This is a genomic window from Leptothoe sp. PORK10 BA2, assembly GCF_034932105.1.
GTDB lineage: Bacteria > Cyanobacteriota > Cyanobacteriia > Phormidesmidales > Phormidesmidaceae > Leptothoe.
In genome coordinates this window covers 22547-37817 of record NZ_JAYGIG010000126.1, presented here as the reverse complement: position 1 = coordinate 37817, position 15271 = coordinate 22547, and the positions used below count along the sequence as shown (strand labels likewise).

The 15271-nt window shown below is 50.1% G+C and carries 8 protein-coding genes, 1 tRNA gene and 1 pseudogene; 8 read left to right on the top strand and 2 right to left on the bottom strand.

The genetic code is table 11. The features are described 5' to 3' along the window. Positions 1-349 precede the first annotated feature (349 nt). From VB741_RS20115 to VB741_RS20105, 3 genes are all read left to right on the top strand, one after another. On the top strand, positions 350-1396 hold the full coding sequence (locus tag VB741_RS20115; RefSeq protein WP_323366990.1) for an ATP-binding protein: 1047 nt from the start codon (positions 350-352) through the stop codon (positions 1394-1396). Next, positions 1389-4028 (top strand): S8 family peptidase, encoded by a 2640-nt coding sequence (locus tag VB741_RS20110; RefSeq protein ID WP_323366989.1) that lies wholly within the window; start codon positions 1389-1391, stop codon positions 4026-4028. The genes VB741_RS20115 and VB741_RS20110 overlap by 8 nt, the downstream gene beginning before the upstream one ends. A gap of 273 nt (positions 4029-4301) precedes the next feature. Continuing rightward, the gene (locus tag VB741_RS20105) at positions 4302-4601 is read left to right on the top strand and encodes a hypothetical protein (protein ID WP_323366988.1); all 300 of its coding nucleotides are present in this window, start codon (positions 4302-4304) and stop codon (positions 4599-4601) included. A 149-nt stretch (positions 4602-4750) separates the two neighbouring features. On the opposite strand, the gene VB741_RS20100 is transcribed toward VB741_RS20105, so the two are convergent. Then, positions 4751-6778: a serine/threonine-protein kinase gene (locus VB741_RS20100; protein WP_323366987.1), complete on the bottom strand. Its 2028-nt coding sequence runs from the start codon at positions 6776-6778 to the stop codon at positions 4751-4753. Between the two features lie 212 nt (positions 6779-6990). Between VB741_RS20100 and gloB the strand changes: the two genes are divergently transcribed. The 3 genes from gloB (at position 6991) to dnaB (ending at position 10327) form a co-directional block, all read left to right on the top strand. Continuing rightward, positions 6991-7758 carry a hydroxyacylglutathione hydrolase gene (gene gloB / locus VB741_RS20095; protein WP_442786408.1) on the top strand — a complete coding sequence of 256 codons (768 nt, stop codon included), beginning with the start codon at positions 6991-6993 and terminating at the stop codon, positions 7756-7758. Positions 7759-8082: 324 nt separating this feature from the next. Next, positions 8083-8535, top strand: coding sequence for a 50S ribosomal protein L9 (gene rplI / locus VB741_RS20090; RefSeq protein ID WP_323366985.1), 453 nt, complete (start codon positions 8083-8085; stop codon positions 8533-8535). 442 nt (positions 8536-8977) lie between these two features. Next, positions 8978-10327: a replicative DNA helicase gene (gene dnaB, locus VB741_RS20085; RefSeq protein WP_323366984.1), complete on the top strand. Its 1350-nt coding sequence runs from the start codon at positions 8978-8980 to the stop codon at positions 10325-10327. Positions 10328-10339: 12 nt separating this feature from the next. Here dnaB and VB741_RS20080 read toward each other — a convergent pair whose 3' ends face one another. Further along, entirely contained in the window at positions 10340-13150 is a 2811-nt protein-coding gene (locus VB741_RS20080; protein WP_323366983.1) for an NACHT domain-containing protein, read from the bottom strand. Between the two features lie 168 nt (positions 13151-13318). Between VB741_RS20080 and VB741_RS20075 the strand changes: the two genes are divergently transcribed. Beyond that, positions 13319-13441, top strand: a tRNA-OTHER gene (locus VB741_RS20075). 210 nt (positions 13442-13651) lie between these two features. Further along, a pseudogene (locus VB741_RS20065) lies at positions 13652-15257 on the top strand (TROVE domain-containing protein). Positions 15258-15271 lie beyond the last annotated feature (14 nt).

The window sequence follows — 15271 nt, the reverse complement described above, 5'->3', positions numbered from 1 at the left end:
GTCAACGTAGAAACTTAAAGCGGTTTTGAGCCTGACGATGGCTAACAAATCGTTGCAGCGGCGAAATGAAGATAGGTAGTTGTGAAGCAAGGTTCACTAGCCGCCGCTGAACTCAATCGTTAGACATCACCATTGCCTTTGCACCTAACCCATTCCTGAACTATTCGTGAAAGTCCACCTAAGGCTTTTTTAGAATTTGAGTCTGTGATCGTCATCCTGATGTACTCTTGGTGGCAGTAGTGCTCCGTCAAGGTGCTATGCTTACATTTTGTAAAGTTTTGCTAAGATTTCGGGGAATTTTAGGTATCGTAAGAACAGATGAAGATGTTTGTGGGCGGTGGGTCACAAAATGAAGGGAGAGGTGCTGAAACGTTTATTCCGTGCTGTTGCCAGTGAAGATTCACAGGCGATACAGAGCATGCTGTCCGTTGTAGTTGAAGAAGAACGGAAGCTAGGGCATACCAGTCTTGCCGAGCAGCTCGAAAACATTGTCCGGAAAACTACTCGCTTTTCTAAGCCCGAAGCTTTATCAGCAGTTCCTCATGAAGGAACCCCTTCAGCGACCTCAAATCATACTATCTCTAAAATTGCTGACGCTCGATCTTTGACGCTTTTATCGAGTAAGCATCGATTTAATCATCCTTTTATTGTTACAGTTCCTCATGACTGTTTGCGGCATCACATGATTCTCTCGGATGCTGTTGAAACCCGATTTCGCCGCATTGAACGGGAATATGCTGCTCGTGATCGACTTGCCCATCATGGGTTACGCTATCGCCAAAAAATTCTCCTCTATGGTTCCCCAGGCTGCGGTAAAACCATGGGAGCTGAGCGCATTGCTTGGAATACAGGATTAACCTTGGTCAAGGTTCGCTTTGATGCAATGGTGTCTTCCTATCTAGGAGAAACTGCAACCAACTTACGTGAAGTATTTGAAACTGCTGCTGCGACTCCTTGTTTGCTTTTTATTGATGAATGTGACGCTCTTGCCAAATCCCGTGAGGACAGTCAAGAGGTTGGAGAAATTAAGCGTGTGGTCAATACGTTTCTGCAATTACTTGACGAATATGAAGTCTCAAACGGTTTGCTGGTTGCCGCAACTAATCTAACTAAGTTTCTTGATGACGCTGTATGGAGAAGATTTGATGACGCTATTGAAGTACCAAAGCCGACAGAACCAGAAATTAGAGCTATCCTGAAGCAGACACTTTCTTCCGTTGAGGTAGGTTCAATTGATTGGGATTCGATTGTGCAGAAAATGATTAATTTATCGGCTGCACAAATTGTTAGGGTTGCCCAGGATGCTGCAAAACGAGCCATCTTAGATCGAGAGGAATTAGTTATTCAAGAACATCTGGAAGAATCGATTCAAGACGTTTTAGCTTCTCATGCCTGATAGATCCAATCAATTTCCTCATCTCTCACTTCGTTTAGTTAAGGAAGGAATTGCATCTGCCCCTCCGGGTGGTGGCGGTAGAGTTTCTGCAACCACTTTGGCAAATAGAGGGGATGCCGGGGGCCATAGCAGCAAGCTAAAATCATCAGTCGATCTAATCACCACAAACTGGAAAGAAGAGAAGAAAAAACGCAAGGAAGAAGGCAAACCTGAACTGCCAGATGCATTATCCTTCATACTACAGGTAGATCCTGATTTATTTGATGCAGATGCTCTAAAAAGCTTTGGAATTGAAGTGGTTGCGGACTTAGAACAGGGATATATTATCGGGGCTTCGGCTGATACAGAGCTATCAGAACTTAGAAAAAAGATTGAGCAGTTTATCAATTCTCAGAGAGGCGGGGGTAAAGTTCCAGAAATTTGGGAGATCTTAGAAGGAACTCAACGTCCAGAATATATTCTTTCCGATAGTCTTAAAGCTGAGTGGAGCCAACTTCTTGAGCAACAGGAATATATTGCAGACATTGGCGTTTCCTGTATCAACATTCAAGAACAATATTCAAGATGCCCTAAACGCAAAGAATCTGAGAGTGATGAAAAATATCAGAAGCGCATAAATAAATGGTTAGACAAGCACAATTTATCTCCTGAAGATTGGGACGATCTATATTCAGAACGCACAGATAAACTCCAGGAATTTATCAACCAATACAATGGTGAAATTCTGCGAAATATAGCTGGTGACGAGATAGGCATTTCGCGCTTGCCAGACAGTTTCTCATGCCGCATTCGGATTCTCGGAAAAGGGTTAAAGGATCTTGTTCTTAATTTTCCATATATCTTTGATGTCAGTGAACCTGATGAATTTAGTGCCCCTTCAGTTACACCTAATGAATCTGATTCTGATCGAGAAACATTTACATTAGAAGCGCCTGATCCGAGCGCACCTAAAGTTTGCGTGATTGATAGTGGTGTTCAAGAACTTCACCCAAAGTTACGGGCTGCGATCGATTCCCAACATTCTAGATCATGGGTACCTGGAGAGCTTGACATGACTGCTGATTATGTTGGAGGCGGCGGGCATGGCACTAGAGTAGCTGGTGCCATTCTTTATCCTCACGGAATTCCTTCAACAGGTTCTCAGCAGGCAACATGTTGGGTTCAAAACGCCAGAATTCTTGATGGTGGTAACCAACTACCTAAAAAACTATTTCCCCCTGAAGTACTGGAAGAAATCGTAGAGTTTTATTATTGTCAAACTAGAACTCGTATTTTTAATCACTCAGTTTCAGGCATCTCTCCTTGTCGAACACAATCGATGACTCCTTGGGCAGCGGCAATAGATAAACTGACTTGGGATAAACAAGGAGATGTTCTATTTATTGTTGCTGCGGGCAATATTGAGGCAAATGCAAGTTTTGTTACTCGACCATCCATTTCCGCTCACATGCAGGCTGCGCGGGGCTATCCAGATTACTTATTGTCTCCTTCTGCACGAGTCGCTAATCCTGCTCAAAGTTTTCAAGCACTGACAGTAGGTTCAGTATCTCATAGCAGTTATCAGAATCCTCCTCTGAAATCGATAGCAGAAGCAGATTATCCTTCATCATTCTCTTGCTCGGGATTGGGAATTTGGGACACGATTAAACCGGAAGTAGTGGAGTATGGGGGAGACTATGTAATTGACTCATCTACTTCACCAAGTTTCACAAAACCAGAATCCGTTTGCCCTGAACTAGTTCGATCCACTCTTTATGGTGGTAAAGATGTCAGTGCTGATGCAGTTGGCACTTCATTTGCTGCGCCGAAAGTGACCCATATTGCAGCGACGCTGGCAGCAACCTTTCCTCAAGAGAGCACCTTGCTTTACCGCGCCCTCATCGTTCAATCGGCACGTCTGCCTAACTGGACAAATGAGTCAGTTGAAAGACTGTATCAAGGCATTCGGACAATGGGTTACGGGATTCCTAATCTTGATCGGGCTATAGGTAATTCTAATAATCGTGTAACCTTAACAACCCAAGATAACGAAAGGATCTGCGCTCGACAAGCTAAAGTTTATCAAGTTCAAATACCAGAAGCCCTCTTAAGGCCAGGTGAAGGTTTTGATATTCTAATTGAGATTACTCTGTCCTACGTTGCTGAACCTCGTCGTACTCGTCGTCATCGTAGGAAATATTTATCAACATGGCTCGATTGGACATGTAGTAAAAAAGGAGAAGATCCTCAAAAGTTTCTAGACAGAGTACTCAAAGAATATAATGAAGCACCGCAAGATGCTGATGAGGGTGAAGGATTATTTCGTTGGACTCTTGGCAAGAGACAATTCAGACCCAATGGCGACGATCAGCGAAAACCAAGGGGGATTGATGGAATCGTGAAAGAGATCTCTAGAAGCACAGGAACCGTGCAAAAGGACTGGGCAAAAGTGCAGTCCTATGATCTGCGTGAGGGTTTCTGCATTGCGGTGGTTGGACATGAGGGGTGGAATAAAGACTCAGAAGCAACTGTACCCTATTCTTTAGTTGTTAGCTTTGAAGCTGTTAGTTCAGAAATTTCGATTTATAATGCATTTGTTCAAGTTCAACAACCTCTACAAGTACAGCAGGAAGTACGGCTGACTGCTTCCTAAAGTGCTCCTCGTATTCTTGCTATCCTGTACAAGGAAAGTGATGTCTAACAAATCGTTGCAGCGGCGGAATGAAGATGGTTGGTGGGAGACAAAAATTACTTGCCGCCGCTGAACTCAATCGTTATGTCGCAAGTCAGTTAGTGTGGATAGTACAGCGAACTGAGTCGCACTAAAACGGATAGTGCTGATAGTGGCACCATTGCTCGATTTTGTCAGGCGATGCATCCCAGAGCCTGGGTTCCTGCTGCACCAGAGAGTGCAGAGTTGCAGCAAATGACTCGGCGATTGGAAGGTATACAAGAGATAATTGCACAAGAGAAGACTCGATTAGAAACCACCATGGAGTCATTGCATGAAGATATCGAAGCGCATATTGAATTCCTAGAAAATCGGGTGGAAAAATTGCAGCAGACCATCGCGGCTCAGATTGAAGGGTATGAGATGCCAGGTTTGTTTGCCGCCGTTGAGCTTGGTCGTTATCCTGTACATAGTACTAAACTACCTGCTTCGAAGATTTATTCCGTCTGCAAGGAGAAATATGGAAGCGTTGAAGAGACTAATGTATCTCCCTGAGGAAACTTATGCATTTCAATAACGGTTATCTTTCAAATTGCAAAAAGTAAATTGCTCCTACGCTAGGCCTATCATCAATCATAGGAGCAATTCTTGACTGAACTGTATAGTGTAGATGCATTATACATTTACGCTTTTTGCATTACACCTTATTGTCGAATTTTTAGATACCCAGCTTTTTCCAACAGTGTTTGTCCTTCATCCGACAACAAAAAGTTCGCATAGGCCTCACCTACCTGCTGCTCCATACCACCATTCTGATTAATCACCACATAGAGCGTATCCTGCAACTGTCTAGGATAATTACCACTGCCTAGTGCCGCCAGATTCACCTGATTTTTCTGAATCGGACATTGCTCAGCCGGGACCAATGGCTCTTGGTACGGAATAATCTTTTGTCCCTCCCCATTCACCAGGGTCAACGTTTTCATCAAACATTGCGGGATCAACATAGCCGCCGTATGCACATAGATCCCCCCTGGAAAATCAGGCGCGGTACCCACAGCCTCGGAGGGAGTCGTAAACAGTTTCATGTTGTCACTCTCCAGATTGGGCCGCGTATCCATAAAGTTCTCATTCACATCACGGTCAAACCGAGTAATCTCTAAGTCAGGTCCTCCCACCTCACGCCAGTTACGAACCCGACCTTCCAAAATGGCATTGAGCTGATCAATCGTTAATTGATCCACCGCCAGGTCGAGATTCACCGCAGCCACATCAAAGTTCTCCGCCACCGGCACAAGTCTGATGTTTATCCCCTTCGCTGCTAGCTCCTCTAGCAATTCATTCGACGGCAGACGAGACGCTAAGGAAAAATCCACCTTGCCCTGCACCAGCATCTCTAAACCCGCTTGACTGGAAGGCGGTACATCCTCCGGCGGTACATACCGTAAGCGAAATTCAGGTCTCGCGGTCTGAATCTCCACATCCACTGAACCCCGAATCGGAGCCCAGGTCGTACTACCACCATAGTTAAAAATGCCCGTAGGTACCTGGGTCACTTGAGCAAAACTTTCAGCCATCGGCTTGGAAGAGTCGTCAGCAGTCGATGGGGGAGAACTTTCCAGCACAGATTCAGACCAACCTTGCAGCAGCGCTATCTTGGGAGACGATGCATCGGGCTGAGGCCGAAGCAAATACCAAAGGCCAGCACCTAAAACCCCTGCCACACCGAAGACCAGCAGCAGCTTGTGAACGGGTCGCGCAAACAATGTAGTCTGTTGTTGCAGCCTGGTTTTGGCAGACTTGGCTGTCCGGACAAAGGGATATATCTTCGATGACTCTTTTCTAGCATCTCTGACCACCGGTTTCTGGTCATTTAACGCTTGGAGAACATCCTCAGCGGTGACGTAACGCTCCTTCTCATCCAGTTTTAGGAGTTGAGCTAACACCTGTTCTAACCGTTGACTGATGGGGGCATTCAAATGCCGTTGCCAGTGATCCACCCAAGTGTAGTTATGCGCTTGAAACAACTGATAAACACTTTTTTGGGTTAACAAATGAAAACAGATCATCCCCAAACTAAATAGGTCACTGGCGGGACTGACTCTGCCTTGCATTTGCTCTGGTGGGGCATAGCCTGGGGTGCCCACGACGGTGCCGCCCATATTGCCTGTTTCGGCCAGTAGCTTGGCCACACCAAAGTCGATGAGGAAGAGTTTGCGATCGCACTCCCGACGCATCACATTTTCCGGCTTTAGGTCTCGATGAATCACCTGATGACCATGGATAAAAGCCAAAATCGGCAACAGTTCCCTCAGAATTTCCCAAATCTGAGCCTCCGTAAAGGCCCCCTGCCGTCTCAACTCAGCCTGGAGATCGTGCCCATCAATAAATTCTTGCACCAGATATAGATATTGATCATGCTCAAAATAAGCCAGCAATTGGGGAATTTGAGGATGATTCAGCTGATCTAATCGCTCTGCCTCCTGCTCAAATAACCGTCGAGACTCCTGGGCAGCAACAGGATTCTCTCCCTGATGCACCAGCTGCTTCACCACGCAGGATTTATGACGATTATCCAGGTCCGCCGCCAAATAGGTCTTACCAAACCCGCCTTCACCAATTTGGCGCGAAATATTAAACCGCCCCCTCAGCGCTAACAAAGCACCACATTGATGGCAATAGAGATCGCCATCGGGATTGTGAGCATAATCGCAGTTGAGGCAGTAGGGCATAGCACCAAAGCATCGACAAAACCGCAGCCCAGGTTCAACCGGTCGATTCGCCTACGGTGAAACAACCGTTCTGGGCGGGAATAAGGTTTATCCCAATTCTGACAAAAAATGAGGGTGACCGATTGACCGAATATGCATTGTAGGCTACCAGCAAAAGCACTAACCCAGCAGATCCTTCATAATAGATTTGTTTGTCGCGTCCATCTTCCCCCATGCAGATCCACCGCATTAACGCCTGGTCAGACAACTACATTTTTCTGCTCCATGCAGGTTCGGTCGCTGCCGTCGTGGACCCCACCGAAGCCCAACCTGTGCTGGATAAATTGGCCGCATTGGGGGCTGAACTGATCGCCATCTTCAATACCCACCACCACGGTGACCACGTGGGCGGCAATCGCCAACTGCTAGAGCAGTTTCCCGATGCGACGGTATACGCCAGCGAGGCCGACCAAGGTCGGATTCCGGGCCAGACGGTGTTTCTAAACGGTGGTGACACGGTGGAATTTTGCGATCGCACCGCCACAGTAGTCTTCGTCCCTGGCCACACTAGGGGCCACATTGCCTACTACTTTGCCCCCATCGAGGACGATGAACCCGGCGAACTATTCTGCGGCGATACCCTGTTTGCCGGTGGCTGCGGACGCCTGTTTGAAGGCACCCCCGACCAAATGGTTAACTCCCTCAACAAGTTGAGACAACTGCCAGACAACACCCGCATCTGGTGCGCCCACGAATACACTCTGAGCAATCTCAAATTTGCCATCACGGTAGATGGCCAAAACCCAGACCTCCAGAACCGTTACGCCCAAGTACAAGCAGCCCGCCAACGGCAAGAAGCCACCGTGCCCTCCCTCCTGGGCATCGAGAAAAAGACCAATCCATTTCTACGGTGGGACCAGCCCGCACTGCAAGCCACCGCCAAAATGAAAGACCCAGCCCGAGTGTTTGGGCGAATTCGTGGCATGAAAGACATGTTCTAATCAACATCTAACCAAGGGCGCATCCCACCACCACAGTTCTGGCTAGCGAGACCTCACTACAACCATCCGTTTCAACCCATGGGGTGGTTACCATCCCACCACCCACAGTCAACCCTAACCCGCCCGCTAAATCTAAATAAATTTGCCTCGGATGGCCCTAGTTATATAGAATGTTAGACTGCACAAGTTTTAATAACGGGTCAAAGAAGGAGACTGGGCCATATAAACCGTTGCCACATTGCAGAATCCCGTCGTTAGTCGCTGGGAAACTGCTTTCAAAAATGTGATCAAAGCGCGCTTTATCTGGGCCCGAGCGGAATTATTATGGCAAAACGGGTTCAGTTAGTTCTAAGTCAAGACATTAGTAAGCTAGGAAACCAGGGCGACCTCATCGAAGTGGCCCCTGGCTATGCACGCAACTACTTAATTCCCCGTGGGTTAGGCTATCGTGCCACCCCCGGTGTACTTAAGCAGGTCGAGCGCCGTCGCGAAGCAGAGCGGCTACGTCTAGAGCAGATTAAGCAAGATGCGGAAGCGATGAAAACTGCGATCGCAACCATCGGCCTCTTCACCATCAAGAAAGAAGTGGGCGAAAACAACGCGATCTTCGGTACGGTTACCGCTGATGAAGTCGCCGAGCTGATCAAAACCAATACGGGCAAAGACATCGATCGGCGCGACATTGAAGTGCCCTCCATCAACAAGCTGGGTGAGTACACCGTCCTAGTTAAGCTCCATAGCGAAGTCACCGCCGAATTAAGACTACGGGTGGCTTAGTTGAGGCTAACAACCCGCTAACACCGACTGGATGACCAGGCTAATACACCACAAAGCCCTAGATCAATTGCTGATCTAGGGCTTTGTGGCAGTTACACGCCCATTGATCAATGATGAAGCTGACCCATGTTTTACAGACCAGCCCGTTGGCATCTGTCACACTGAAGTGCGGCAACCTCAAATTTGATACAATACAAATGAACTAGTTTCTGGCAATTATCCAAACTTCCCCCGAATGCACTACCCATAGTTGCACTACCTATAGTGTAATGATCCGGACTTTATTCCAGTCCTTGACGCTAGATGTAGAGATCTAAGATACTAAGGTTAGCCATTGGCCAGGGTTCAACGTCCCTAGGTTCGCCACAAATTGGTCCGCCTCAACCCCATTTCGCATCTAACCCGGTTTCGCTAAATTTCACCGTATCCCCTGCAGGTCGTCATGGCTCAAGAACGTAAGTTTCAAGCAGATTTTGATCGCCTACCGCCTCAGAACATCGAAGCCGAGGAGGCCATTCTAGGTGGCATCTTGCTAGATCCAGAAGCCGTCGGACGCGTCACCGAAATTTTAGTGCCCGAGGCCTTCTACATTGTCAGTCATCGCGAAATATACCGCGCTGCCATCGAACTACAGGCCAAGGGCAAACCCACGGATCTAATGACCGTCGCCTCATGGCTGAAGGACAAAAACCTGCTGGAAAAAGCCGGTGGCCAATCCCGATTAGCCCAGCTGTTTGACCGCACCATCAGTGCCGCCAACATCGACCAGTACGCCAAGCTGGTGATGGACAAATACACCCGCCGCAAGCTGATCCAAATCGGCGGCGAAATTGCCCAGCTCGGCTACGAAACCGAAAGCCCCATCGAAACGGTGCTCGACCGGTCCGAGCAAAAAATCTTTGGCATCACCCAAGAACGCCCCCAGCAAGGACTCACCGCCACCTCCGATATCCTCACCGAAACCTTTGACGACATCGAACAGCGCTCCATGGGCATGGTGCTGCCCGGTATCTCCTGTGGGTTTTACGATCTAGACGCCATGACCCAGGGTTTTCAGCGTTCTGACCTGATCATCGCCGCAGGACGTCCGGCCATGGGGAAAACCAGCTTCGTTCTAAACGTAGCTCGCAATATTGCCGGTGGGCACAAGCAACCGATTGCCATCTTTAGTTTAGAGATGTCTAAGCAGCAGCTGGTCTATCGTCTACTCTCGTCAGAAGCCCGCATTGAAAGTGGACGCCTCCGCACCGGGCGCATCGGTCAACATGAGTGGGAGCCCCTGGGGCACGCCATTAGTTCCCTCTCTCAAATTCCTATTTTTATTGACGATACCCCCAATATTTCAGTCACCGAGATGCGCTCCAAGTGTCGTCGTCTCAAAGCTGAGAACGGTGGAGCCTTGGGGCTAATACTGATTGACTACCTACAGCTGATGGAAGGCACCAGTGATAATCGGGTGCAAGAACTCTCCAAAATTACTCGTTCGTTAAAGGGTCTGGCCCGAGAATTAAACGTCCCCATTATTTCTCTCTCACAGCTCAGTCGTGGTGTAGAGTCCAGAACAAACAAGCGTCCCATGATGTCTGACCTCCGTGAAAGTGGCAGTATTGAACAGGATGCGGATTTGATCATGATGCTATATCGAGAAGAATATTACGATCCAGACACACCTGATCGAGGTCTGGCCGAGGTGATCATCGCCAAACACCGTAATGGCCCCACAGGCACAGTAAAACTGTTGTTTGAGCCGCAATATACCCTCTTTAGGAATTTGGCAAAACCAAATTCCTAGCTGCGATCGCGTTTAGCTGTCTGGTCTCTTCGCATGCCAAGCGGTGTGAAATTTCTGGTAACCCAAGGCATCGGCCCAGGCCCAAAGCAGTTTGAAGTAGACGAGGCCCTGGTCACTATTGATGGACTGCTCATAGATGGGACGCAGTTTGGTCACCAAGCCAGGAATTTGGGCATCCGTAGCACCGCTTGCTAAAATCTCGCAGGCCAACTTGAGGTCAGCCATATCCTCGGGCACCTTAGCAACCCATTGCCAGAGTTGGTCTATCGCCACAGAATGTCCTGGCTGCAGTTGATTCAGCTGACGGGCTAGATGCAATTGTTTGCGATCGCACCTCCCCTGCTCCAACCGACTCAAGATACTCTCCATCAATCGAGATGGATCTGGTCTGTGTTTCTGCTTTCGCTGCTTAGGGTAGCGGGGTTTAGGCATCCTATCTGGCCCCACAGCTCTACCCACCACCAAGGGATGATCCGGTTTCAGCTGAGCCAGGGCATTCAGCCTAGACTGGGAGCTAGAATTCTCCACCACCAGCTTTTCCAAGGTAACCATGGGTAATGGATGGGCTGCCGCAACCTGGGCCAGCCGGAGAGCCGCTTTGCATTGGGTGTCCCCTTTCGGGGTCGTTTCAATAATGTTCACCAAGACCTCAATCGCCAGGGGGTGATCCGGCACTAAGGACCCCAAATGGCGCGCCATATCCATTTTTAGATCATCGCTACGCATTTTCAGCAACAGCGTTTCCAACGTTTTGACGGCCACCTCACTCTGGGGAACATAGCTCCGGCCTAAACTCCAGGCAGCCATCCACCGATCCAAAAAATTCTGGGTGTCATCCTGGGCCAGGGTAGATAGCCCCTGGACCACTCGCTCCAAGTCCGATTCAGCCAGGGCTTCCTTGGCCGCTTCAATCAAAATTGGTGAAACTTGTCGCGTCAGATTAAAACGCCATGCCATCAGCCGCTGAATAATCTCATCTCCCTGGGGACAATCGGCATGTTCCCCCAAGGCATACCCCGCCAGCAACCAGGCTCGATGCTCAAAAAACTGGCCACAGCCATCCTGAAACTGCACCAGGGTAACCATAAACTCGTTCTTCTCAGCCATGGGAATATCACTGCGCCCCAACCACAGCAAAATGACCGCCTGCCAGTGGGACAACACCATAGGTAGCCCGCCCGCTACCACCGTGGTGAACTGTTGCCACCGATCAATCGCTTGGGCAGCAAAATAATCTCGAAACGTACCATGGAGAAAACTGTAAACCTTTTCCCCTGTGGTGGTAGGCAACGGTGTTAACCAACCTAGCTGAACAGCACGCTCAAACCAGGGCAACTCAATTTCTAACAGAGTCTGGGTCACCAAGGAGAGATTAAACTGCACCGTGAAGCCATGGAGGGTGGCAACCGCTAGCTTTGACAGCGTCTGGTTAATGTGATGTTGTTCGAGCAAGGTGGTGGGCAGGGAATCTTGCTGCCAGTCATACAGAGCCGTGACAAACTGCTGATAAAGCTGGTGTTGAGTCCCTGGTAGCTGACCGCCACTCCCCAGACGACAGAATAACGCTAACCGCAGGGGATTCCGCAGATTGTTACGCAAACGCTTATGTTCAGGCAGCGACAGCTTTTGGCACAGGGCCTCCCCCTGCTCCGGTTGGGCGGAAAACCACTGGCGAATAAACGGCTTAATCTGCTGGCCATAGCTTTCATAGCCCAACAGTCGATAGGCAGGCCAATGACCCAGGGCATTTTTACCCGCATCCCACAGGTTGAGGCGACAGGTGAGAACCATGGGACCATGGCCCAACCAACCCTGCAGTTGTTGGGCCAAGCGCGCGATCGCAACACTTCCCCCATCCACCATCTCATCCACCGCATCCAGCAACAGCCAGACCCGCCCCTGCTCAATCTGCGCTGCCAAGTCCCCTTGCACCTCGGAGGGCACAGTGCGTTTTCCCAGGGCCAGCTTTAGCCAGTCGCCCAAGATATAGCCTTCTAAGCACTGGGTGCCCAATTGAGCCAGGGGAATCACAATCGCCAACTCGGGGGTATGGGCCAAAATTTGCTGGGCCAACCGTTGCAACAGGGTAGTTTTGCCTGCTCCCGGTTCCCCAACGATGGCCAGCTGGCGCATCTGCTGCTGCTCCAGCTGGTTTAACAGCTGATCGGTAGCCACAGAAACCTTTTCCGGACTGGGGTGCAGACTATGCTCCACCAGGGTCAACGGCCGATGGAGATCAGCAACGCCATGGCCAAGGTTGGGGGTCAGTAGATTTGAGGTTAAGCCATGGGCAGCCTCCAGCGCCCGCTGACACCGCTGTTGCCAGGGGTTAGGTGCCGCTGGGGAGTCCGATCGGCTCAGCTGTGACGATAGTGGCGATCCTTTTAGGGCCTCAGCTGGAACCGGCTGACCGCTACGCCGCTGTTCCCAGGTTTGGTGAAACCGATCGACTAGGGCGGTGCGATCGCGGCGGTGTCCCCCCAGCGTCAGCGTAAAATGCCACACATCCGAACCCCGGCGACTGGTGCGGTTATCCTCGAGCAACGCCACATAGTGCTCTAAATGGTGCAAAGCGGTTTTGATTTGGGCTTTGGACAAGGCATGCTCGCCGGAGACCAACTGACTTAGGACTTCTAGATGCCGAATTGTAGTGCGTACAATCAGTTGCCGGTCCGTGGCCCAGTGTACATTGAGGTGCGATCGCAACCGCTCCAAGGCCTTTTCATCCGCCACCTCTAGCTCATCATTGCCATAATCCACCAGCGCCATCAGCAATGCCAACGTGCGCTGTTTTGCCGCCGGACCGTAGCTTAATTTTGGCAAAGTTGAGGTCCTCCCCTAACTCACGGACTCCCCCCAATTGTAAAACGCCCATGGAACAAGGCTTTTACCCATAAAAACAGGCATTGGCTTGGGGGTAGATTGCCGGCCTATTCTAAACATGTCGAGGGGCAAACAGGTTGCGAAACCTACCGCACCACCGACACCCAAGTGACAGTAGCTCAGTGGATAGAGCACCTAAACTCCTTTTTCACCACTTATCCGTCAGGGTCGACGAATTAGGATTATCGCCTCTAACGCGGGAGGTCGGGGGTTCGAATCCCCCCTGTCACGCCTGGAGTAGATCGCTTAAACAGTAAAGCGCAATTTTGCCCTATGGGCCGCAGGATGAAGGTTATCGCTGGTAATCGACTCCCCTTTATCCGACGAGATGCGGGTGCAACTCCCGCTCTACTCCCTGGACCCAAAACGTCCTCACAACATCCTTGACCCACCCAGGTCATGGAAATGTTTCCCCAGACAGTTGCCCAGGAGGGCCGAACGATGAAATCCACCTATTCCTTCTTTACCCGAGCCACTCACACGCCCCAGACTCAGCCCATCCCCGGTCATGAGACCGACATGGTCCAGGGCCGATCCGGCGGCTACCAGTACAAAATTAATCTGTGGCAACAGTTACGCCGTTGTTTGTTGTTAGGAACAGCCCAGGGCAGCTTCTATGCCGACAAACATGAGCTAACCGAAGAGTTTGCCCATGTAGTCAATAAGGCCGTCGCCACCGATCCAGAGCGCACCGCCAAGGAGATTCTGTACGCCAGCAACGGCCATGCCATCAACAACAGCGCCCCCCTATTTGCCCTCGTGTTGTTTGTCCATGGGAGAAACCCCCGCCGCTAAACAGGCATTCCAGGAGATCTTTTTGCAGGTGGTGCGCACCGGCAGCCATTTCTATGAGTGGCTCAACTATACCCGTAGCCTACGAGGCTTTGGGAAGCTAATCCGCACCTGTGGTCAGCGCTGGCTAGCCAATCCAGATCCAAAAGCTCTCGCCTACCAGTTGCTCAAGTACCAACAGCGCCATGGGTACACCCATCGCGATGCGTTGCGGTTGTTCCATGTTAAACCTGAGACTACCGAACACCAAGCCCTCTATAACTGGGCCACCCAGGGCTGGGATACCGTTCCCGAGACACCCCCCAGTGCAGCCATGGCCCAGATCTGGTGGTATGAGCAGGTCAAAAGAGACCCATCCCTAACCTTAGATGCCATTCGTCAAGGTCGTTTGACCCATGAAATGATCGCTCCCATCGGTCAGATGGATCGCGCAGCCTGGCAGCTGTTATTGCAGGATATGCCGATTGGGGCGTTGTTGCGTAATTTAGGTTCCCTCACCCACCTGAGCGTGCTCCAAACCCATTGCAACAAGAATCTAGACTATGTGGCCGAGCGACTGCAAAGCAAAAAGCAGCTGCGTCAGGGTCGCATTCATCCTCTAGACATTCTCAAGGCACTCAAAACATACCAGTCTGGTGGGCAACTGGGGCGTAGCCAGAAAACCTGGCAGCCCATTCCTCGGGTTCTGGACATCCTAGAAACGGCCCTAGAGCGTTCCTTTGAGGTGGTTAAGCCCACAGGCAAGACCTTCTTACATGCCATTGATGTGTCTGGGTCCATGTCCTATCACACCGTTAGCTCCGTGGGGTTAACCTGTTGTGAAATTGCCACGACCCTGGCCTTAGCCACCGCTAAAGCAGAGCGAAACTATATCATTCGTGGTTTTGCCACTGATTTTCGGGACCTCAAGATTACCGCTCGCGATAGTTTTAGTTCGGCCCTAGCCAAAGCCAACGACAACAACTTTGGGGCCACCGATGCATCCATTGCCTATGACTGGGCAATTCGCCAACGCATCCATGTGGATGTGTTCTGCTTCTGGACCGATGCCGAAAGCTGGGCTGGCAAATCTCACCCCAGTCAGCGTTTAGCGGACTACCGTCGCCAGGTGAACCCCAAGGCTAAGGCGATCTATACCACCCTAGCTCCTTACCATGTGAGTCTTGTGGACCCCCAAGATCCCTATTCCTGGGACTTTAGTGGCTTTGACCCAGCCATGCCCAAGGCCATTCAAATGATTGCAGCTGGAGCATAGGGTGGGCCAAAAGT

Bases quoted from the DNA above. Each gene is read 5' to 3' on its own strand.
- VB741_RS20115 (WP_323366990.1), top strand. From the start codon at position 350: ATGAAGGGAGAGGTGCTGAAACGTTTATTCCGTGCTGTTGCCAGTGAA.
- VB741_RS20110 (WP_323366989.1), top strand. From the start codon at position 1,389: ATGCCTGATAGATCCAATCAATTTCCTCATCTCTCACTTCGTTTAGTT.
- VB741_RS20105 (WP_323366988.1), top strand. From the start codon at position 4,302: ATGACTCGGCGATTGGAAGGTATACAAGAGATAATTGCACAAGAGAAG.
- VB741_RS20100 (WP_323366987.1), bottom strand. From the start codon at position 6,778: ATGCCCTACTGCCTCAACTGCGATTATGCTCACAATCCCGATGGCGAT.
- gloB (WP_442786408.1), top strand. From the start codon at position 6,991: ATGCAGATCCACCGCATTAACGCCTGGTCAGACAACTACATTTTTCTG.
- rplI (WP_323366985.1), top strand. From the start codon at position 8,083: ATGGCAAAACGGGTTCAGTTAGTTCTAAGTCAAGACATTAGTAAGCTA.
- dnaB (WP_323366984.1), top strand. From the start codon at position 8,978: ATGGCTCAAGAACGTAAGTTTCAAGCAGATTTTGATCGCCTACCGCCT.